We start from the raw sequence: 18,737 nt of genomic DNA, 5'->3' as shown, positions 1-18,737 counted from the left end.
CTGCGCAAGTGAGCGCATGAGCAGCGGCTCATCCGAACGGACGCTCCCTGGCCCCTCCTCTCGCCGGCGCAGGGGGAGGCGAACTGCGGCAAGCGACGACGCAGCCCTGAGCCTCAAGTTCCTTTGCGCTTGAGAACAACCACCCGGCCTGGAAAGAGACCACCATCCACGGTTGCGACGGGTTCGAACGAGTTGGATGCAGCCACCGCCGCACCGATCTCCTTGCGAATGACCGAACTGGCAGGCCAAGGCATGGGCAATGTGCTTTCGTCTGAGAACAGCACCACCAAATCGGACTTGCCCAAGAGAGCCTCGTGAGAAGAGATGTCTCCGTCCTGGTACACACGCGGCATCCCCGGCACGGGGAGTGCACGGCGTCGCAACGCAAACTCGATATTGTCGGGATTTAGATACTGCGAAATGACCGGGAAGTAGAGCTGGCGTCGATCGAGATCTGGTATCGATGCAATCACGCCGGCCGTCTGCGCGTAGATCCTCGAGTAGTGCTGGGCCTGTGCTGCATTGGTGGGCGTGGAAGCGTTGCGCAGCGCCAGGGCGGCCGGGCGCCACATCACCACTGAAAATGCGAGAAGCGCAAGAGCCGCCACAAGCGAGAGCTGTACCGGCAAGCGATCCAGCAGCTTCACAACCAAGACCGCAAGAATGCAAAGCACGAAAGCAGCGACGATCACGCCAAGAAACGGACTTTTCATTGCTGGCACGGTCACGCTGGCATACCCGGCCAAGGCAACGAGAAAAATGGCCAACGCTGTTCGCCGAGTTCGAATCAGTATCGGCAACGCCAAAATCAGAGTCGCACAGCCCAGCGCAAGCCAGCTGCGGCTGATCGCGACCTCGCCGCCGGAGCCGCTCAAGTAGTAGAGAACGTGTTCCGACCAGGGGATGTTCGCGCGCCATAGGTTGGCGTGAGCTCCAAATGCGTTGATCGAGATGTAGTCGATGAGCCGCGGCAGAACCGCGACATAGTACGGAAGAACGATCAACGCCCCGAGACCGCCGCACATCACAGCGATCCACGCGATCCGCTTGGTGTCGTCCCACGAACTTGAATGGAGGGCAATGACGGCGAGGATGGCTACACCAAACACCACCACCGTCACGGGTGCCAAGGTTGGTTTCGCCAGAAGGGCGCCAACGAACAAAGCGACCGTCGTCCCCAAAGAGACTTTCTCGCCTTTTCTCCAACGCGGATCTGCAACCACGATGAGCGCTCCGATGGAAGTGAGCAGCGCGCACAACATGTCGGGACGAAACTCGAGAACGAACAGGCTCAGAAGCGGATATCCGAGCAATGCGACTGCCAACATTGCCGCGACGGCCAAAGGCAAGGAGCGACAGGCAAAGCCGAGAAATAAGAATAGAACGCCGGATAGGGGAAGCGCATTCATGGCATCGGCCGCCCAAGGCCTGGGCCCGAAAATGCCAAAGCCCACCAGTGCCAAGACCGTCTGCAGCGGAGCGTGAGGAGGATTGATCCAAAAGCTCCTCAGAAAGGTCCAGCCATCGTTGCGGTACAGGACATCGAGCCGGCCCAAGGCGTCATTGAGATAACCGACGTCGTCGTACGTCACGGGCAGTGACAACGATCCGCTATGCAGCGATGACTGGATCTGAAACGCGGCAAAAAGGGCTGCAATAACGATCGAGAGCAGCCAGAGGACCGCCGGGCGCGTCGTTTTCTCGATCATGCAGCGATGCACCTACTCGATTTGACGGTATTCGCGGGCGCCGACAGAGCAGAGTCCTCGGTCTGCACCAGCTGGAAATGGAGTCCGCGCACGGAGCCTCGTCGGCGCGTCAATGTGTGGTTGATCTGGGGGACAGGCTGGCGAAATCCGGCAGCGACCAACTCGTCAGCGCAGAAGAAGCGACTGAAGAAGCCACGCGCATCCTCATGTCTTTGGCGCTCGATGCACACGAGGCCATCCAGCGCCGTCGCAGCAACCGTAAACTTGGACATCGACAACAGCACGCTCATGCCGCTTTCGAAAATCGAAGAAGTCGGAGCTTCTTCATGGCTTCTAGCAATGGATGGCCGCCGAGCGATTCAAGCTCAGTTTCAGCGTCTATCCGCTTGCGATCATTCTGCTCTGCGAGCATCCTGGCGCGCTCCTCCCGCAGCAAGCAGTCATCGTCGGCCAGGGGCACGAAATACTCGGTCGAAATACTGGCAAGTGCCTGCGAGTAGTTTCCGGTGGCACCGATGTTCTCGGACCTGCGCGTGTACGAAACACGAAGGTCCTGCGCAGCAAGTGCTCGGCCGTATTTTTCGGTCTCGTCTGTTGAGGCGTTGTCGAAAATGTGCAGGGCGATCGGAACTCGGCGCTCCGCAAGCACGCTCTCAACCGCCGTTTGCAGGTGCGCTCTCCGGTTGAAGGTCGGAATGACAACCGTGATGGTGTGGTCGGTTTGACGAGTCATGGGAGGTATCGATCCGAGCAAAGAGGCGAAGCGATGGGGCCGATTGGCAAGGCCGTCCCGCCTGAATCGGCACGCTCAAGCGAACTTGTCGAACCCGCGCGATATCGTTCCACGGGAAATTGTCTCATGCACCGTATGCGCGGTTGAGAACCGCGATCCAGCCGCCCTACATCAACGATCGGCCACGCTCGCCAGCGGCGCTGCAAAAACGTAGTACTTGTTCAACACGAAGGACAGGCCGAAATATACGATGCCTGCCAGCACCTGCGCCACGCCCTCGTGCACGCCGGCATAGTGGACCAACAGGATGAGCACCGCAAGATTGGCGAGGTACGCCAACAGGAAGATGGCCACGAAGCGGATGATCTCCCGCCGTGGCGCCTCCACGCTGCGAAAAGTGAAGCTGCGGTTCAGCAGGTACGAAACGACCAACCCGACGGCGTAGCCGAGAACATTGCTCGTCACCGCGCCCAGACCGACGAGGTACATGCACGCGAAGATCACCGCATAGCCGAGGCCGGTGTTCACGACGCCGACCGCGGCGAACCTGAGCAGTTGTTTCATCCGGCGTGGCCCGCGCTGACCCAGTACTGCCCGCCGAGCGGAAGCCAGCCAAGGAACTTCTCGACCGGCAGAAACCACGAAAGCCGCGGCGGCACGAACAGGCAGTAGGTCTGGCGCTGCAGGTGAAGGCCGGCGTGGCGCAACAGCGAGCGCAGTTCGGCCGGCTTGAGCAGGATCGCGTCAGCGTCGAAGGGACAGGTGCTCACGATGCGCCGCGTCACGGGGTTGAAGGGGTTGTGCTCGAAGACGTTGATCGAACCGCCCTGCGCAAGCCGTCGCGCGAGCGTCGCCATCACGGCGGCTCGCTCGGCCGGCAGAATGTGGTGGAACACGCTCGCCACGAAGATCAGGTCGAAGGCACCGAGCTCCAGGCCTTCGCCTTCGACCTCGAACTCCGCCTTGGGATTGTTAGCAGCCGCAACCTGCAAGCTCGCAGCGGAGACGTCAGTGCCGACGATCCTGGCATCGGGGAACGCGGCCTGGAGGTAGCCGATGTTGCGGCCGGTTCCGCAGCCGTACTCGAGCACGCGTCTGATCGGACCGCGCGCTGCGTCCCGGATCAGGTCGACCTTGTAGCGCGCGAAATACTCGGAGTCTTCCGCGTAGAGCTTTGTGCTTTCGCGCAACAGCTCGTCGTAGTCGGCCGAATAGTCGTCGAAATCGATCTTGCCGGGCGCAGCGCCCTTGGCCTCGCTCGAAGTGGCCGCGGTTGGAGGGAGCGCCTTCGCGCCGCGATCAGTCCCAGACACGCCAGGGCGCCTTTCCGCTGCTCCAGAGATCTTCGAGTTCGCGCTTGTCGCGCAGCGTGTCGCAGGGCTGCCAGAAGCCTGTGTGCTGATGAGCGGCAAGTTGGCCATCTCGGGCGATGTTCATGAGCGGCGCACGCTCCCATGATGTCGAGTCGTCGGCGATATAGTCGATCGCCTTAGGCTCGAGGACAAAGAAGCCTCCATTGATCCAGCCGATCTCGTCGCTCGGCTTCTCCTCAAAGCTGGTGACGTGCTGCTGCGCGTCGACGTTCAGCACGCCGAATCGTCCGGGTGGCTGCACCGCGAGCACTGTGGCCAGTTTGCCGTGGCGGCGGTGGAAGGCCAGCTCCGCGCCAACGTCAACGTCGGAGATGCCGTCGCCGTAGGTCAGGCAGAAGGTTTCGTCGTCCAGGTACTTCGCGGCGCGCTTGAGGCGCCCGCCGGTCATGGTGTCGGCGCCGGTGTCAACCAGCGTGATGCGCCAATCCTCGGCGTGGCTGTTGAGGATCTGGTGATCGCCCGTGCTGAGGTCGATGTGCATGTCCGACATGTGCCGGTAGTAGTTGAAGAAGAACTCCTTGATCACGTAGCCCTTGTAGCCAAGACAGATCACGAAGTCGTTGACCCCGTGATGAGCGTAGATCTTCATGATGTGCCACAAAAGGGGCCGGCCGCCGATCTCGACCATGGGCTTGGGCTTGGTATCGGACTCCTCGGCGATGCGGGTACCGAGGCCGCCGGCGAGAATGACTGCCTTCATATGTTCTCTTCGTTGTCTAGAGCCTGAGCTCGTCTGGCTGCATGTTGAGGCTGCGCTCGACGATGGCGATCGGGTCCGATCGCAGGACACGATAGATCCGGAGGATGTACTCGCCGAGGATCCCCAGCAGGAAGGCGTTGAGGCCGATGCCGAAAAGGACCATCAATTGGATGCTCACGAAACCGCGCGGGAGATCGGGCTGCAGCAAGTGCAGGATGACGTAGTACACGGAGCCGACCAGGCTTCCCAGCAGGATCACTATGCCGAGGAAGGACGCCATTCTCAGAGGCACCGTCGAGTGGTTGAACACGGCGGTCAGCCCGAGCCGCGTCAGCCGCATGACGTTGAACTTGCTCTCGCCCACGGTCCGCGCATCGCGATCGTAGGGAATGCCAGTCTGGTTGAAACCGAGACCGGCGATCATGCCGCGCAGGTAGGGGCTGGCCGTGCGGAATCTGGCTACGGCTTCGATCACCGCGCGATCGACGAGCCGGAAGTCGCCGACGTCGCGCGGGATCGGATGCTCGCCGACCTTGTCGATCACCCAGTAGCCGCACTTGCGGACCAAGTTCAGGAGCCGGCCTTCCGGCCGCTTTCGCCGGATGCCATAGACCACGTGGAAGCCTTGCTGCCACAGCGCGAAGAACTGCTCCAGCATTTCCGGCGGATCCTGCAGATCGGCGTCAATCTGCATGACTGCATCGCCTCGCGCATGCAGATAGTTGGCCAGGATGGAGTTCTGGAAGCCGAAGTTGCGCGAGAAGCGCATCGCGCGCACGCGCAGGTCGGCGGCGGCGAACCGGGCCAGCATTGGCCAGGTCTCGTCGTCCGAATGGTTGTCGGTGAAGACGAATTCCAGGTCGCAGCGGTCGACCATGCGATCGGCCAGGGCAACGAGCCGTGCGTAAAGCGCGTCGAGGTTGCCGGCCTCGTTGAGCACGGGGATGGCGATCGAGATCAGCGGTCGGCGCGCGGTCGCAAGCGTGGCTTCGTCGTTCATGCTTGCTTCGGTGCGCCGGCCAGCACGGCCTTCACGTAGGCCGTCACGCCGTGCAGTGCCGGACGGAAGTGGATGTGTTCGAGCATGCACGGCCGCTGCAGCACGGTCGCGTAGTTGTCGTCGGGCGGTTCGGGGCGAGCACCGATGCGCAGCAGATCGGCCCGCTCCAGCGAAGTGAAGACATAGCTTGCCAACTCGCGCAGCGTGCAGGGTGTGCCGTGGCTCAACGCCGTGATCCCGCTGGAGCCTGCCTCGAGCACTGCATGCATCGCGGCCACGTCGTCGCTCACATGGTGGTACTCGCGCAACTGGCGGCCCGGAGACATCTCGAACGGGCGCCCTTCGCGCAGCGCGCTGCAGAGCTGGCCGAGGAACATGAAAGGCGGGGGTTCGCCGCCTCCGTACAGCGTATGCAGCTGCAGGTGGATGACCGCATCGCCCGCAGCGGCGCGCTCCGCTGCAAGGTCACCCAGTTCGGCTTTGGTGGCGATGTAGGCATTAGGATGCTCGAGCAGCCGCTCCATCACCGTGCCGAAGGTGACCACGCGCAGGCCGGCTGCGCAGGCGCCTTCGATGACGCGAGCGGGCAGCTCGACGTTGACACGCCGGTGCTCGGCGCGCGGCAGCGCCGGGTCGAGCAGGCCCGCCGCGACCAGAACCACCGAGCCGGGGGGCGAAACCTCGAAGAAGCGGGCGATCGACAGAACCGAGTCCCTCTGCCACCAGTTCTGATACATCTCGCGATCCAGGGCAAGGACCTCCCCTGCGAGTCGCGAGGCGCAGATTGCACGCCCAAGCCGGCCACGTCCACCAATCACGTAGATCATGCGGCGATGTCCTTGCGCCAGGCGTCGATCTGTCCGAGCGTGAACGCCTTCGCGGTGTCTGGCGCCGCGTAGTAGTTGCGATACCAGGCTGCCGTCTCGCGGATCACGCGTGGAGTGTCCCAAGCGGGCTGCCAGGCCAGCAGGTTGCGTGCGAGCGAACTGTCGAGCGCGAGCGCGCCGGCTTCCGGCAGCGGGTTGTTCATGAATTCGAGTTCCGGACGCTGCCACTCGCTGCTCATGAGCTCGAGCACCTCGCGAACCGGGTAGTGCTTGAGCTCCTGCGGCCCGAGGTTCCATGCGCGCGCGTAGTCCTGTGGCCGCGGGCCCAGCAGCTTCGCCATCAGCAGCAAGTAGCCATGCACGAGTGCCAGAACGTGCTGCCAGGGCCGCGTGGCTTCTGGATAGCGCAGCGTGAGCTTCGTGCGGTCGACCACGCTGCGCACGAAGTCGGGAACGAGCCGGTCTTCCGACCAGTCCCCGCCGCCGACAATGTTGCCGCCGCGCGCGGTCGCGATGGCCGGCCCCTTGCCTTCGGCGAAGGGGTAGGAAGCCGCATAGCTCTGGATCACCATCTCGGCCGCCGCCTTCGAGGCGCTGTAGGGGTCCTTGCCGCCCAGCGGATCGTTCTCGCGGTAGGGCCACGGCCATTCGTTGTTCCGGTAGACCTTGTCGGTGGTCACACAGACCACGCCGCGCACACTGCCGGTGCTGCGCGCCGCTTCGAGCACATGGGCTGTACCCTGGGCGTTGACCTGGAAGGTCAGCAGCGGCTCGCGGTACGAGCGGCGCACGAGCGGCTGTGCGGCCAGGTGCAGCACGAGCTCCGGCTCGAACTTGCGCATCGCATCGAGCAGAGGCGCGTACTCGCAGATGTCGCCGAGCGTGCTCGAATGCATCTCGGCCTCGACGCCCGCCACGGCGAAGAGCGATGGGGCAGTGTCGGCCGGCAGCGAATAGCCCGCGACGGTGGCGCCGAGCGATCGCAGCCAGAGACACGCCCATCCGCCCGTGAAGCCAGTGTGGCCGGTGACGAACACCTTGCGGCCCTTAAGAGCCGCTTCGAGGTCCGTCACCACCTTCATGTGAACAACTCCGCGTCGTCCAGTATCGAAGCCTGCTGGTCCTTCGCCGACAGCCGGGGCGCAACGCCGGTATCCGGCCACTGGATGCCAAGGCGCGCATCGTCCCATCGGATCGCCCGCTCATGCGCTGGGGCGTAGTAGTCCGTCGTCTTGTACAGAAAGTCCGCCGATTCGCTCACCACCAGAAACCCGTGCGCAAAGCCTTCGGGCACCCACAACTGCTTGTGGTTCTCTTCAGTGAGTTCCTCGCCGACCCAGTGTCCGAAAGTCGGCGACGACTTGCGGATGTCCACCGCCACGTCGAACACCGCGCCGCGCACCACGCGCACCAGCTTCCCCTGCGGTTGCTGGATCTGGTAATGCAGCCCGCGCAGAACGCCTTTCACCGAACGCGAATGGTTGTCCTGGACGAACTCCACATGGCGCCCGACGGCTTCATCGAAGGCCTTGGCGTTGAAGCTCTCGAAGAAAAACCCCCGCGCGTCGCCGAACACCTTGGGTTCGATGACGAGCACATCGGGAATCGCAGTCGGCGTGACCGTCACGAGCGCACCTCGTCCGTCAGCAGGTGGTTCAGATACTTGCCGTACCCGCTCTTCTCCAGCGGCTTCGCGAGCGCTGCAAGCTGCTCGGTGCTGATGTACCCGTTGCGCCATGCCACTTCTTCGGGGCAGGCGATCTTGAGCCCCTGCCGATGCTCGAGGGTGGCGATGAACTGGCCGGCTTCCAGCAGGCTGTCGTGCGTGCCGGTATCGAGCCATGCGTAGCCGCGCTGCATGATCTGCACGTTGAGCTTGCCGAGGTCCAGGTAGGCTTGGTTGACGGCGGTGATCTCCAGCTCGCCGCGGGCGCTCGGCTTCACGGCCTTGGCGATGTCGACGACCTGGTTGTCGTAGAAGTACAGCCCCGTCACGGCATAGCTGCTCTTGGGTTCGAGGGGCTTTTCTTCGATGCTGCTGGCCTTGCCTTGGGCATCGAAAGCCACCACACCGTAGCGTTCCGGATCATGCACGTGATATGCGAACACCGTCGCGCCGGCTTCCTTGGCATCCGCATCGGAAAGAAGATGCACGAAGTCGTGGCCGTAGAAGATGTTGTCGCCCAGCACCAGCGCGCTCGGCGCATTGCCCACGAACTTGTCGCCGATGATGAAGGCCTGCGCCAGCCCGTCGGGGCTCGGCTGCACTGCGTACTGCAGGTTGATGCCCCACTGGCTGCCGTCGCCCAGCAACTGCTGGAAGCGCGGCGTGTCCTGCGGGGTGCTGATGATCAGAATGTCGCGCATGCCGCCGAGCATCAGCGTGCTGAGCGGGTAGTAAATCATGGGCTTGTCGTACACCGGCAGCAGTTGCTTGCTCAGAGCGAGCGTTGCCGGATGCAAGCGTGTGCCGGAGCCGCCGGCGAGGATGATGCCTTTGCGTTGCGTCATGGGTTTCTTTTTCGGGTCGTAGTCAGAGCGTCTCGTGCAGCATGCGCGCGACGCCGGCCTGCCAGGGCGGCAGCTTCAAGCCGAAGCTCGACTGGAGCTTGATGGTACTCAGGCGCGAATTGTGCGGCCGCTTGGCGGGCGTAGGGAAGGCGCTGGTCGGGACCGGATCGACGGTGGAAGGCTTTGCCTTCAACTCGGCACCCGCGTCCAGTGCCTGTTGAAGCACGAAGCGGGCATAGCCATGCCAGCTGGTTACGCCGCCCGCCGCCAGGTGATAGAGCCCTGCCTTGGCCGGATCGCGCAATGTCTCGCGGATCGCGTGCGCGCTCACGTCCGCGAGCAGCTCCGCACCGGTCGGCGCGCCGAACTGGTCGTCGATGACGGTGAGCCGCTCGCGTTCCTTGGCCAGCCGAAGCATGGTCTTCGCGAAGTTGCCGCCGCGCGCGGCGTAGACCCAGCTTGTGCGAAAGATCAGGTGGCGCTGGCAATGCTCGGCGATCAGTTGCTCGCCCTCGAGCTTGGTGCGGCCGTACACGCTGAGCGGGCTGGTGGCATCGTCTTCTTGCCACGGCTTGCTGCCGCTGCCGTCGAACACGTAGTCGGTCGAGTAATGAACCATCAGCGCGCCGACCTGCTGCGCGGCCTGGGCGATCGCGCCGGGGGCAGTGGCGTTCAACGTGCGCGCGAGTTCGGGTTCGCTCTCGGCCTTGTCGACCGCCGTGTGCGCCGCGGCATTGACGATCACATCGGGCCGCAGCTTCAGCACCGTCTGCGCCACCTGCTCGGGGTGCCGGAAGTCGGCGTGGAACTCGCTGCTCGCGGAATCCAGCGCGACCAGCTCGCCGAGCGGCGCCAGGCTGCGCTGCAATTCCCAGCCCACCTGTCCCATCTTGCCGAGCAGCAATAACTTCATGTCGCCTCGTACTGCTTCTGCACCCATTCGCGGTACGCGCCGCTTTGCACGTTGCGCACCCATTCGGCGTGGTCCAGGTACCACTCGACGGTCTTGCGGATGCCGGTATCGAAGGTCTCGGCCGGTTTCCAGCCCAGCTCGCGTTCCAGCTTGCGCGCGTCGATGGCGTAACGCCGGTCGTGGCCGGGGCGGTCCGTCACATAAGTGATCTGCTCGCGGTAGCTCCTGCCGTCGGCGCGCGGACGCAGTTCGTCGAGCAGCGCGCAGACGGTGTTGACGATCTCGATGTTGGGTTTCTCGTTCCAGCCGCCGACGTTGTAGGTTTCGCCGAGCCTACCGGCCTCGAGCACGCGGCGGATCGCGCTGCAGTGGTCCTTGACGTAGAGCCAGTCGCGCACCTGCATGCCGTCGCCGTACACCGGCAGAGGCTTGCCGGCGAGGGCGTTGACGATCATCAGGGGGATCAGCTTCTCGGGAAAATGGTAGGGGCCGTAGTTGTTCGAGCAATTGGTGGTGAGCACCGGCAACCCGTAGGTGTGATGCCATGCGCGCACCAGGTGGTCGCTGGCGGCCTTGCTGGCCGAATAGGGGCTGTTGGGCTCGTACTTGTTCTCTTCGGTGAAGGCCGGATCGGTAGCCGACAGCGAGCCGTAGACCTCGTCGGTCGAGACGTGCAGGAAGCGGAATGCCGCTTTCTGGTCCGCCGGCAGCGCGCTCCAGTAGCCGCGCACGGATTCGAGCAGGCGGAAGGTGCCAAGCACATTGGTCTGCACGAAGTCTTCGGGACCGTGGATCGAGCGGTCCACATGCGATTCGGCTGCGAAGTTGAGCACGGCGCGCGGCTTGTGCTCGGCCAGCAGCCGGTCAACCAAGGCGCTGTCGCCGATATCGCCCTGCACGAACACGTGCTTCGGATTGTTCTTGAGCGAGGCCAGCGTCTCGAGGTTGCCCGCGTAAGTGAGCTTGTCTAGATTGACGATCGCTTCGTCGGCTTGCGCAACCCAGTCGAGAACGAAATTGGCGCCGATGAAGCCGGCGCCGCCGGTAACCAAAACCATAGGTCTCCTTGCCGAGGGATTGCGCCCTCGCGGCGGAGGGCAAGGCAGGATTATCTCGCCTTGCCAACTGGCCTATGTTTCTTGGAGTTCGGCTTCTCTCTCGGCTCCGCCGCCCGCCACATCCTGCGCCCTTGTCGGAACAGCGAATTGCGTTGAAATGCAAAGCCGTTGCAACCCGAAGCCCAGGCTCCGCGCATCCGGACTCATGCCCAAGTCGGTGGGTTTCATGGGCGTGCGAATAGCAAACTCGATGAGCAGCACGCGCTTGGTGCGTGGACTGTCCAAGGCCACCCGCAGGGAAATGCGAACGGGCGTCTCCGACCCCTCTCCTCCGAAAACGACCGCGTCCCCCCTATTGCCGTTGATGCATGCCAGAACGTCCGAGGGGGTCGCGTTCGCGGGGCTGAACACCTGTCCTTCGAACTGGACCTCCACGCTGTCCGAATCCTTCAGCAGTTCTTCGTCCAGCGGAATCACGACACAGGCGCGCGCTCCGTCGCTCCAAACGCCCCACGGCTCCGGAGTCGACCAGCCGATGCCAAGCCAAGCCCTGGCGGGGCTCCTGTCAGAGAACCGATAGATGTGGTCGGGCTGTAGCCGGGGCGATGCCGGCAAGCCAGCCTGTGTCGCGTCCAATCCCCAACGCATTCCGAATGCATGGTCCAGCGCGTCGTCTCTAAAGCGGCCAACCGATAGAGGCAGCTTCGTCCGTTTCGGGGACAGGGAGCGAAACGCCTGCTTCAGGTTCGCGAAAGGCCTGCAGATTTCGGTCATCGCCTCGATTGACGCGACCGCAGCCGGCACTGGAATCCAATCAGAACAGGCCTTCGGCAAGGCCTGCCGATCATTCCGGTCTGGCTCGATCAAGCGTTCTGACGATTTCAGAAAGTACTTCGCCTCTTGCAGCGTGCCCGACGACAAACCGCAGACGAAGCTAAGGTTTTCCGCACACAGCAATGCGTAGACGTTATGGCTCGTCCATGCCACGTTCGTGATATCAGAGGCAAGCTCGGACAGATGCGACGTGGATGTCTCATAGGGATGCGGCTTGATCACGAGCAGATCGACGCTTTGTGCGAGCTTTCGCACGCGGTCGCTCGCATCGGCTGGGCGAGCCAGCCTGCCATGCGTGACGAGAGCCAAATCCAACGAGGTCTGACCGATGAAAAGTCCGACGCTTGTGCGAGGATCAAACAGGGATTGGGCGCCGCGACGGGCGAAATACCCTTTGAGAGCGGCGGCGTCATTCCAGCAGTGTTCGTCGTTGCCGCGAAGTCTTGCAAGCACGCCTGCCGTTGCCCGGTCATTGGTCCGTGCGCAGAATCTGAGATGCTTCGTGAAGCGGATCGGATCGATTTCGAGATCGATGAACGCAGCGCCACTGCTGTCGATGTAGTTCATCAAGGAAGGTGGCATTCCCCATCCGATCACCAGGCTACCGTTGTTCAGGACGGGGAGCCGGCCGGCTTCCCTGGCGACGGAAATATCGGCAATCATGGCCTGAGCCCAGCCTTCTGCCGAACGAGGCAGCGACAGCGCATCCATGACGGCAGCCACATCGACAGTGCCTCCATCTGAGTGGGCGAACTCCTCGCGGCACTGCAAGCCGAGCCGCATCGCTGCAGACTCGAACAGCTTGCGCAGAAACTGGCGATTCGATGGGTGAGAAAGCAGCCCGTTGTCGGACGAACGAAAAAAGTCGTCCATGAAGACGACTTGATGAAAGCGAGACCTCATCTGAAAACATCTGTGAATAGCAAACATCCTCTGGCAGGACTTTTGAGCTATGGTTTCAACCCTTTAGCCAAGGCGGCCTTACTAGATGTTACGACCGTCGCGCACCAGACGGTTAAGTCCTGGTAAGGCCTTGAATCCCTCGAAGCGCCGATTGGCGCTGGGCTCTAAAAACCGCAAGACCTGTGTCCTACAGTCGAACCGACCATAAGGAGGTCCATCCATGGAAAAGCCCACACACAAAACCGACGAGGCCGCAGCAGATAAGTCCGACCGCATCAAAGACTCCGCCCAGCAAATCTGGCTAGCCGGCCTGGGCGCCTTCGCCAAGATGCAGCAGGAAGGCAGCAAGGCCTTCGAAGCGCTGGTCAAGGACGGCGTGGGCGTGCAGAAGAAGACGCAGCAAGCCGCCGAGGAGACGCTGGCGCAGGCGCAGGCCCGGATGACGGGCTTCGCGAGCGAGTTCGGCACCAAGGCCGCGGGCGGCTGGGGCAAGCTGGAGAACATCTTCGAGGACCGAGTGGCGCGCGCCCTCGAAAAGCTCGGCATGCCGTCGGCCCAGGAAGTGGCCGCGCTGCAGGCGCGGATCGAGGCGCTCGAGGCTGAGTTGAAACGCAAGAACGCGCCGCGCGCGGCGCGCAAGACCGCCGCGCGCACGCCGCCTGAGGCCGCGAAGCCGTCACGGCGGCATAAGCCCGGCAGCGGGGCCTAAGAGACAGGAAGAACACCCACCCCGGCCGGCACGGACTTGCGCTAGAGTGGTCCCGGGAGACAAAAAAACCGGGGCTACGACATGGCCAAGAAGGCGCCACGCCGCACTGCACAACGCATCCTCGAAGCCGCGCTTGACCTGTTCAACCGCTTCGGGGAGCCGAACGTCTCGACCACGCTGGTGGCTGGCGAGCTCAACATCAGCCCCGGCAATCTCTACTACCACTACCCCGCCAAGGACGAGCTGATCAACCGGCTCTACGAGGGCTACGAGACCGAGCTCAACGAGCTGCTGCACGCCAGCGAGGGCGTGCACGACGTCGAGGACGCCTGGTTCTTCATGCACAGCCTGTTCGAGCTGATCTGGCGCTACCGCTTTCTCTACCGCGACCTCAACGATCTGCTGAGCAAGAACCGGCACCTGGAAACGCAGTTCCAACTGGTCCTGAAGAACAAGGCGCGCGCCATCCGCACCCTGCTCGCCGGCATGAGCCGCGCCGGCCACCTCGACATCGACATGCGCGAGGTCGACCCGCTGGCGCAGAGCATGGTGGTGGTGCTGACCTACTGGCTCAGCTACGAGTACGTGCGCAATCCGCGCGAAGCGCTGGAGCCGGCGCACGCCCAGGGCGCTCTGCTGCGCGGCGCCCACCACACGCTGCATCTGCTGGCACCCTACCTGGCGACGGAACAACGGCGGCATTTGCTGACACTGAGCAGCGCCTACACGGGCGAAGATCAAACGGCAACGGTCTGAATTCCATCCTTCCATCGCATGCCCCACCACGACATCCAACCCCTTTCGCTGTTGTCGACCGGCGCGGTGCCTGCGACGGAGCCATGGATACTTTTGCCCTACAGCGACGCGCCCTCCTTCGACACGGCCAACCTGCTCAGCCGCTGGCCGCGGCTGCATGCCGGCCAGGGCCTGCAGCCGCCGGTGCCCGGACCGCTGGCCGAGGGCTGGGCGCTGTACCACAGCGGCGCGTTCGAGCGAGCCGCCGCCGTGGGCCTGCGGCACGGCCGCGAGGGCCTGGCGCTCGCCAACCAGGCCACCGCCATCTATGCCAACTACCTGGAACCGCGCGAAGCCGTGCGGCAAGCCCTGTTCAGGCAGGTGGTCGAGCGCGCCACCGCTCAGGTCGCGATCGAGCCCGACAACTGCCAGGCGCTGTACTGGCAAGCCTATGCGCTGGGGCGCTATAGCCAGGGCATCAGCGTGGCACGTGCGCTGGCGCAGGGGCTGGGCAGCAAGGTCAAGGGCGCGCTCGAGCGCGTGATCGAGCTGCAGCCGCACCATGCCGATGCGCATATCGCGCTCGCCGCTTTCCATTCCGAAGTCATCGACAAGGTCGGGATGCTGGTGGGACGCATGACCTACGGGGTGCGCGCCGAAACCGCGATCGAGCTGTTCGAGCGCGGCCTGCGGCTCAACCCCCACTCGGCCAGCGCGCTGATGGAATACGCCCGCGGTCTTCTGATGCTGGAGGGCGATGCGCGCATGGCCGAAGCCACGCGGCTCTACGAGAAAGCGGCCGCCCTGGAGCCGGCCGATGCGCGCGAACGGCTCGACGTGGAACTGGCGCGCGCGGGGCTCTCCGACTGATCTTTATCAACGACAGCGTCACTTAAGATGCGCGTCTTTGTTGCAACCTGCCCGCCGCCATGTCCGATCTGAACGCCCTGTTCGAAGCTGCCCAAGCCAATTCCAAACTGCTCGCCGAGCGTCCGGACAACCCGACGCTGCTCAAGATCTACGGCCTCTTCAAGCAGGCGACCCAGGGCGACAACACCGAGAAGAAACCCAGCTTCAGCGACATCGTCGCGCGCGCCAAGTGGGATGCCTGGACGGCCCAGAAGGGCCTGGGCGCCGACGAGGCCAAGCAGAAATACATCGTCCTGATCGAGTCGCTGCGCTGAAAAAAAACGCGCCCGCGCCTACAGCCAATCCTTGTCGTTGTAGGCGTCGTCGTCCGCCTCGCTCGCGCCCAGCAGCTCGTCGAGGTTGCGCTGCAGCCGCTGCTCGATCTGATCGCTGAAGCTGGCGTACAGAAGGCCTAGCGTCGCACGCAGCCTGAAGCTGTCGGCGGTGACTTCGACGCTGCCGTCGATGCCGGGCCGCGTGAACTGGGCGACGTCGCGGCGCGCGCCTTCCTCGTAGCTGCAGGCGAGGCCGTAGTCCCGCTCGACCTTCTTCATCCACTGGCGCGCCACCGCGCGTGCGGCCTCGATGCCCAGCGTGTGGCTGCGTTCGATGTGGATATCAGGCACCGCGGCCTCCCTTGTCGTGGTTGCGGGGTTGTGGGGTATGCGTATCCGCCGTGGCGGGGACGGCAGCGGATTTCAGCGCCTGCGCGCGCCCGGCCTTGGGCAGCGCGGCGAAGCGCTTGACCGCGGCGTAGAAGCGCGGCCAGTCGCGGCCTTCGTGCTCGAACAGCGCTTCGAAGGCCGGCACCAGTTCGTCGTAGGCGGCCTGCGCACCGAACATCGCGTTGTTGGCGCGCGCCACCCAGGCGTCGTAGGCGCCCTGGCGCGGGCCGGTCCAGCCTGCACGCAGCACGGCGTAGCGCTGGCGGAAGTCGTCCATGGCCGCCTGCTTCATCGCATCGACCGCCGCCCAATCTCCGGCCTGCGCCTCCTTCGAGGCATAGATGCCCGCGAGCGTGCGGCGCGTTTGCGCCGCGAGGCCGCGGAACTGCTGGCGCTGGCCATCGAACTGCGCATACTCGAGCCGCGCGGCCTCGCCGGCCTGGGTCTGCAGCCAGCGCGCACCGCCGATGCGCTCCACCGCGGTCGCGAAGGACTCGTTGAACATGGTGTCGTCCGGCACATAGAGCACCTGGTGCGCCAGCTCGTGGATCACGATGCGCGCCAGCTCGCCTTCGGGGTAGCCGATGAAGGTGGACAGCAGCGGGTCGCCGCCGGCCCAGTTCATCCAGCCGAGCGTGGAATAGGCCGGCACCGGATAAACCGCCGCCTCCAGGCCCAGCGCGCGCTGGGCCTCCGCCTCGACCCTGGCATCGGCGTCGTTGTAGTAGCCGCGATAGCCGACGCAGCCCGCGACCGGGAAGCACCAGGTCTTGAGCGTGAGCGAGTACGGCGGCGCGGCCACCACGTTCCAGACCGCGGCCGGGCGACGCAGATCGGAATACGCCTTGTAGCTCGGGTTGTCGGGCAGGCCGAGTTCGGAGGAGGCGAAGCGACGGATTCGCTGCGCGAGTTCCAGCTTGGCCTTGAGCGCTTCGGACGCGGCCGGATCCTGCAGCCATTCGGGCACCGGCCGCGCCGCGCGCATCAGGCCCAGATGGCCGCTGGCCGACTGCCAGTAATAGCCAAGGTCGGCGCAGCCGGCCAGGCACAGCAAGGCTGCCGCCGCGAAGACCGCGCGCCTCCTGCTCACGCGCGCCTTTCAGGCATCGAGGGCCACCTCGACCAGGCAGTCGTAGAAGGTGGGGCCGCGGCCGATGTCGGTCAACCGCTGGCTCGTGAGCTGGTTGACGTTGGTGCCGTCCAGGCCGAGCTTGCGCCACCAGATGCCGAGGCCGTGCACCACGCCGGGCCGGGCCCGGCGCGAGACCTCGGCGCGGCAGCGATGCTCGCCGCGCTGGTTGAACACGCGCACCGTGGCGCCGTCGACGATGCCGCGCGCGGCCGCATCGGCTTCATGGATCTCGAGCAGCGGCTCGCCCTCGATCGCACGCAGGCTCTTGACGTTGACGAAGCTGGAATTGAGGAAGTTGCGCGCCGGCGGCGAGATCATCGCGAGCGGAAACGCCTTCGAGCTGCCGGCCGGTTCGTAGTTCGGCACATGGCCGGGCAAGCCGTCCTGGCCCGTTGCGGCCAGACCTTCGCTGAAGAACTCGCAGCGGCCCGAGGGCGTGGGGAACCCGCCCGCGGCGAAGGGCGCATCGGGCAGCGCGAGGCTGGTGAAGCCCTGCGCCTGCAGCTGCTCGAAGTCGATCGCGCCGGGCCTGAAGGCGCTGCGGCACAGCGTCTCGTCATCGTCCGAGAAGCAGGGCTCGTCGAAGCCCATGCGCCGCGCGAGTTCGCGAAACACCCAGGTGTTGCTGCGTGCTTCACCGCGCGGCGACACGGCGGGCCGGTTGAGCAACACGTCGGTGTGGCCGTAGCTCGTGTGGATGTCCCAGTGCTCGAGCTGCGTGGTGGCCGGCAGCACGTAGTCGGCGTAGTCGGCGGTGTCGGTCTGGAACTGCTCGAGCACCACGGTGAACAGGTCCTCGCGCGCAAAGCCGGCCACCACTTTGCCCGACTCCGGCGCGACCGCGACCGGGTTGCTGTTGTAGACCACCAGCGCGTGGATCGGATTCGCGGTATCGAGCAGCGCGTCGCCGATCGTGCTCATGTTGATGGTGCGCGGGCGCCGCCCGGCCAGCAGATCGGGCCGCTGCAGCGCGGCGCGGTCCACCGGGAACAGGCCCGAGCTGCTCAGCAGCAGGCCGCCGGCCCGGTCGCGCCAGGCGCCGACCAGCGCGGGCAGGCAGGCGATCGCGCGTGCCGCATTGCCGCCGCCGCGCACGCGCTGCATGCCGTAGTTGAGGCGGATCGCGGCCGGCTTCGTCGTTCCGTAGGCGCGCGCGAGCGCCACGATCTGCGCCTCGGGCACGCCGCAGACCTCGGCCGCGCGAGCCGGCGGCCATTGCAGGGCGCGCTCGCGAAGCTGCTCCCAGCCGAGCGTGTGCTGCGCGATGTAGTGGTGGTCCAGCCAGTCGTTCTCGATCAGCTCGTGCATCAGCGCCAAGGCCAGCGCTGCGTCGGTGCCCGGCAGGAGCGCGATGTGCTCGTCGCACTTGTCGGCGGTCTCGGTCTTGCGCGGATCGATGCATACCAGCCGCGCGCCGGCGCGCTTGGCGGCCTGCGCATGGCGCCAGAAATGCAGGTTGCTCGCGATCGAGTTGCTGCCCCAGATCAGGATCAGCTTCGCCTCGGCAAAAAACTCGATCCGCATGCCGACCTTGCCGCCCAAAGTAAAACTTAAGGCTTCACCACCGGCGGTCGAGCAGATCGTGCGGTCGAGCAGCGATGCCCCGAGCTTGTGAAAAAAACGACGGTCCATCGATTCGCCCTGCACTAAACCCATCGTTCCGGCGTAGCTGTAAGGCACAATCGTTTCCGGATTGTTACGTTTGCACTCGCTCAAGCGCGCGGCGATGTCGTCGAGGGCTGCATCCCATGTCACCGCTTCGAAGCGCCCGCTGCCCTTGGGGCCCATGCGCTTCAAGGGCTGGACAAGACGCTCGGCATGGTCGTTGCGTTCGATGTAGCGCGAGACCTTGGTGCAGAGCACGCCGGCGGTGTGCGGATGCATGGGGTTGCCTTGCAGCTTGACGGCCACGCCATCCTGAACGGTGGTCAAGAGCGCGCAGGTGTCGGGGCAGTCGTGTGGACAGGCGCCGAGCACCTGGATCGAAGAAGTCATGGTGGGCGGGGGCAACGAGTATCCGGTCGAG

At 64.5% G+C, this 18,737-nt stretch carries 21 protein-coding genes; 4 read left to right on the top strand and 17 right to left on the bottom strand.

The annotated features are described in order from the left end of the window. Positions 1-113: 113 nt before the first annotated feature. The 14 genes from EJI01_RS10450 to EJI01_RS10385 all read right to left on the bottom strand — a co-directional run bounded on the left by EJI01_RS10450 (position 114) and on the right by EJI01_RS10385 (position 12,531). Positions 114-1,709 (bottom strand): hypothetical protein, encoded by a 1,596-nt coding sequence (locus EJI01_RS10450; RefSeq protein ID WP_126837047.1) that lies wholly within the window; start codon positions 1,707-1,709, stop codon positions 114-116. Continuing rightward, complete coding sequence (locus EJI01_RS10445) at positions 1,706-1,999, bottom strand: dTDP-4-dehydrorhamnose 3,5-epimerase family protein (protein WP_221885662.1); 294 nt, start codon at positions 1,997-1,999, stop codon at positions 1,706-1,708. Before EJI01_RS10445 ends, EJI01_RS10450 begins: the two co-directional genes overlap by 4 nt. Further along, positions 1,996-2,442: a glycosyltransferase family 2 protein gene (locus EJI01_RS10440; RefSeq protein ID WP_126837046.1), complete on the bottom strand. Its 447-nt coding sequence runs from the start codon at positions 2,440-2,442 to the stop codon at positions 1,996-1,998. The genes EJI01_RS10445 and EJI01_RS10440 overlap by 4 nt, the downstream gene beginning before the upstream one ends. 171 nt (positions 2,443-2,613) lie before the next feature. Then, on the bottom strand, positions 2,614-3,006 hold the full coding sequence (locus EJI01_RS10435) for a GtrA family protein (RefSeq protein ID WP_126837045.1): 393 nt from the start codon (positions 3,004-3,006) through the stop codon (positions 2,614-2,616). Beyond that, positions 3,003-3,755: a trans-aconitate 2-methyltransferase gene (locus EJI01_RS10430; RefSeq protein WP_185878890.1), complete on the bottom strand. Its 753-nt coding sequence runs from the start codon at positions 3,753-3,755 to the stop codon at positions 3,003-3,005. The genes EJI01_RS10435 and EJI01_RS10430 overlap by 4 nt, the downstream gene beginning before the upstream one ends. Continuing rightward, on the bottom strand, positions 3,742-4,515 hold the full coding sequence (rfbF, locus tag EJI01_RS10425; RefSeq protein ID WP_126837043.1) for a glucose-1-phosphate cytidylyltransferase: 774 nt from the start codon (positions 4,513-4,515) through the stop codon (positions 3,742-3,744). Before rfbF ends, EJI01_RS10430 begins: the two co-directional genes overlap by 14 nt. Before the next feature lie 16 nt (positions 4,516-4,531). Beyond that, positions 4,532-5,515 carry a glycosyltransferase family 2 protein gene (locus EJI01_RS10420; protein WP_126837042.1) on the bottom strand — a complete coding sequence of 328 codons (984 nt, stop codon included), beginning with the start codon at positions 5,513-5,515 and terminating at the stop codon, positions 4,532-4,534. Beyond that, positions 5,512-6,342, bottom strand: coding sequence for an NAD-dependent epimerase/dehydratase family protein (locus EJI01_RS10415; protein ID WP_126837041.1), 831 nt, complete (start codon positions 6,340-6,342; stop codon positions 5,512-5,514). Before EJI01_RS10415 ends, EJI01_RS10420 begins: the two co-directional genes overlap by 4 nt. Further along, entirely contained in the window at positions 6,339-7,424 is a 1,086-nt protein-coding gene (gene rfbG / locus EJI01_RS10410) for a CDP-glucose 4,6-dehydratase (RefSeq protein WP_126837040.1), read from the bottom strand. The genes EJI01_RS10415 and rfbG overlap by 4 nt, the downstream gene beginning before the upstream one ends. Then, a complete protein-coding gene (gene rfbC / locus EJI01_RS10405) occupies positions 7,421-7,969 on the bottom strand; it encodes a dTDP-4-dehydrorhamnose 3,5-epimerase (protein ID WP_126837039.1) in 549 nt (182 codons plus the stop codon). The genes rfbG and rfbC overlap by 4 nt, the downstream gene beginning before the upstream one ends. Further along, the gene (gene rfbA, locus EJI01_RS10400) at positions 7,966-8,853 is read right to left on the bottom strand and encodes a glucose-1-phosphate thymidylyltransferase RfbA (RefSeq protein WP_126837038.1); all 888 of its coding nucleotides are present in this window, start codon (positions 8,851-8,853) and stop codon (positions 7,966-7,968) included. The genes rfbC and rfbA overlap by 4 nt, the downstream gene beginning before the upstream one ends. 22 nt (positions 8,854-8,875) lie before the next feature. After that, complete coding sequence (gene rfbD, locus EJI01_RS10395; RefSeq protein ID WP_126837037.1) at positions 8,876-9,766, bottom strand: dTDP-4-dehydrorhamnose reductase; 891 nt, start codon at positions 9,764-9,766, stop codon at positions 8,876-8,878. Beyond that, positions 9,763-10,824 carry a dTDP-glucose 4,6-dehydratase gene (gene rfbB, locus EJI01_RS10390; protein ID WP_126837036.1) on the bottom strand — a complete coding sequence of 354 codons (1,062 nt, stop codon included), beginning with the start codon at positions 10,822-10,824 and terminating at the stop codon, positions 9,763-9,765. The genes rfbD and rfbB overlap by 4 nt, the downstream gene beginning before the upstream one ends. Before the next feature lie 72 nt (positions 10,825-10,896). Continuing rightward, positions 10,897-12,531, bottom strand: a complete 1,635-nt coding sequence (locus tag EJI01_RS10385) for a hypothetical protein (RefSeq protein WP_126837035.1) — start codon at positions 12,529-12,531, stop codon at positions 10,897-10,899. A gap of 250 nt (positions 12,532-12,781) precedes the next feature. Here EJI01_RS10385 and EJI01_RS10380 point away from each other — a divergent pair, with 250 nt between their 5' ends. From EJI01_RS10380 to EJI01_RS10365, 4 genes are all read left to right on the top strand, one after another. After that, positions 12,782-13,270 (top strand): phasin family protein, encoded by a 489-nt coding sequence (locus EJI01_RS10380; protein WP_126837034.1) that lies wholly within the window; start codon positions 12,782-12,784, stop codon positions 13,268-13,270. Positions 13,271-13,351: 81 nt separating this feature from the next. Beyond that, a complete protein-coding gene (locus EJI01_RS10375; RefSeq protein WP_126837033.1) occupies positions 13,352-14,026 on the top strand; it encodes a TetR/AcrR family transcriptional regulator in 675 nt (224 codons plus the stop codon). Between the two features lie 18 nt (positions 14,027-14,044). After that, positions 14,045-14,875, top strand: coding sequence for a hypothetical protein (locus EJI01_RS10370; RefSeq protein ID WP_185878889.1), 831 nt, complete (start codon positions 14,045-14,047; stop codon positions 14,873-14,875). Positions 14,876-14,934: 59 nt separating this feature from the next. Beyond that, on the top strand, positions 14,935-15,189 hold the full coding sequence (locus tag EJI01_RS10365) for an acyl-CoA-binding protein (RefSeq protein WP_126837032.1): 255 nt from the start codon (positions 14,935-14,937) through the stop codon (positions 15,187-15,189). A gap of 18 nt (positions 15,190-15,207) precedes the next feature. Here the strand turns inward: EJI01_RS10365 and EJI01_RS10360 are convergent, their stop codons facing one another. Genes EJI01_RS10360 through EJI01_RS10350 form a run of 3 tightly spaced genes read right to left on the bottom strand, consistent with a single transcriptional unit; the run spans position 15,208 to position 18,706 of the window. After that, the gene (locus tag EJI01_RS10360) at positions 15,208-15,540 is read right to left on the bottom strand and encodes a polyhydroxyalkanoic acid system family protein (protein ID WP_126837031.1); all 333 of its coding nucleotides are present in this window, start codon (positions 15,538-15,540) and stop codon (positions 15,208-15,210) included. Beyond that, the gene (locus tag EJI01_RS10355) at positions 15,533-16,669 is read right to left on the bottom strand and encodes an aminopeptidase (RefSeq protein ID WP_126837030.1); all 1,137 of its coding nucleotides are present in this window, start codon (positions 16,667-16,669) and stop codon (positions 15,533-15,535) included. Before EJI01_RS10355 ends, EJI01_RS10360 begins: the two co-directional genes overlap by 8 nt. A 9-nt stretch (positions 16,670-16,678) precedes the next feature. Next, the gene (locus EJI01_RS10350; RefSeq protein WP_126837029.1) at positions 16,679-18,706 is read right to left on the bottom strand and encodes a molybdopterin-dependent oxidoreductase; all 2,028 of its coding nucleotides are present in this window, start codon (positions 18,704-18,706) and stop codon (positions 16,679-16,681) included. Between the last annotated feature and the right edge of the window lie 31 nt (positions 18,707-18,737).

The organism is Variovorax sp. MHTC-1, from assembly GCF_003984645.1.
Taxonomy (GTDB): domain Bacteria; phylum Pseudomonadota; class Gammaproteobacteria; order Burkholderiales; family Burkholderiaceae_C; genus Variovorax.
The sequence above is the reverse complement of the archived record's forward strand: the minus strand, read 5'-3'. Positions and strand labels throughout refer to the sequence as shown.

Bases quoted from the DNA above. Each gene is read 5' to 3' on its own strand.
- rfbG (WP_126837040.1), bottom strand. From the start codon at position 7,424: ATGAAGGTGGTGACGGACCTCGAAGCGGCTCTTAAGGGCCGCAAGGTG.
- EJI01_RS10440 (WP_126837046.1), bottom strand. From the start codon at position 2,442: ATGACTCGTCAAACCGACCACACCATCACGGTTGTCATTCCGACCTTC.
- EJI01_RS10370 (WP_185878889.1), top strand. From the start codon at position 14,045: ATGCCCCACCACGACATCCAACCCCTTTCGCTGTTGTCGACCGGCGCG.
- EJI01_RS10380 (WP_126837034.1), top strand. From the start codon at position 12,782: ATGGAAAAGCCCACACACAAAACCGACGAGGCCGCAGCAGATAAGTCC.
- EJI01_RS10385 (WP_126837035.1), bottom strand. From the start codon at position 12,531: ATGGACGACTTTTTTCGTTCGTCCGACAACGGGCTGCTTTCTCACCCA.
- EJI01_RS10450 (WP_126837047.1), bottom strand. From the start codon at position 1,709: ATGATCGAGAAAACGACGCGCCCGGCGGTCCTCTGGCTGCTCTCGATC.
- rfbD (WP_126837037.1), bottom strand. From the start codon at position 9,766: ATGAAGTTATTGCTGCTCGGCAAGATGGGACAGGTGGGCTGGGAATTG.
- rfbB (WP_126837036.1), bottom strand. From the start codon at position 10,824: ATGGTTTTGGTTACCGGCGGCGCCGGCTTCATCGGCGCCAATTTCGTT.
- EJI01_RS10415 (WP_126837041.1), bottom strand. From the start codon at position 6,342: ATGATCTACGTGATTGGTGGACGTGGCCGGCTTGGGCGTGCAATCTGC.
- EJI01_RS10445 (WP_221885662.1), bottom strand. From the start codon at position 1,999: ATGAGCGTGCTGTTGTCGATGTCCAAGTTTACGGTTGCTGCGACGGCG.
- EJI01_RS10375 (WP_126837033.1), top strand. From the start codon at position 13,352: ATGGCCAAGAAGGCGCCACGCCGCACTGCACAACGCATCCTCGAAGCC.
- rfbA (WP_126837038.1), bottom strand. From the start codon at position 8,853: ATGACGCAACGCAAAGGCATCATCCTCGCCGGCGGCTCCGGCACACGC.
- EJI01_RS10420 (WP_126837042.1), bottom strand. From the start codon at position 5,515: ATGAACGACGAAGCCACGCTTGCGACCGCGCGCCGACCGCTGATCTCG.
- EJI01_RS10350 (WP_126837029.1), bottom strand. From the start codon at position 18,706: ATGACTTCTTCGATCCAGGTGCTCGGCGCCTGTCCACACGACTGCCCC.
- EJI01_RS10435 (WP_126837045.1), bottom strand. From the start codon at position 3,006: ATGAAACAACTGCTCAGGTTCGCCGCGGTCGGCGTCGTGAACACCGGC.
- EJI01_RS10365 (WP_126837032.1), top strand. From the start codon at position 14,935: ATGTCCGATCTGAACGCCCTGTTCGAAGCTGCCCAAGCCAATTCCAAA.
- rfbF (WP_126837043.1), bottom strand. From the start codon at position 4,515: ATGAAGGCAGTCATTCTCGCCGGCGGCCTCGGTACCCGCATCGCCGAG.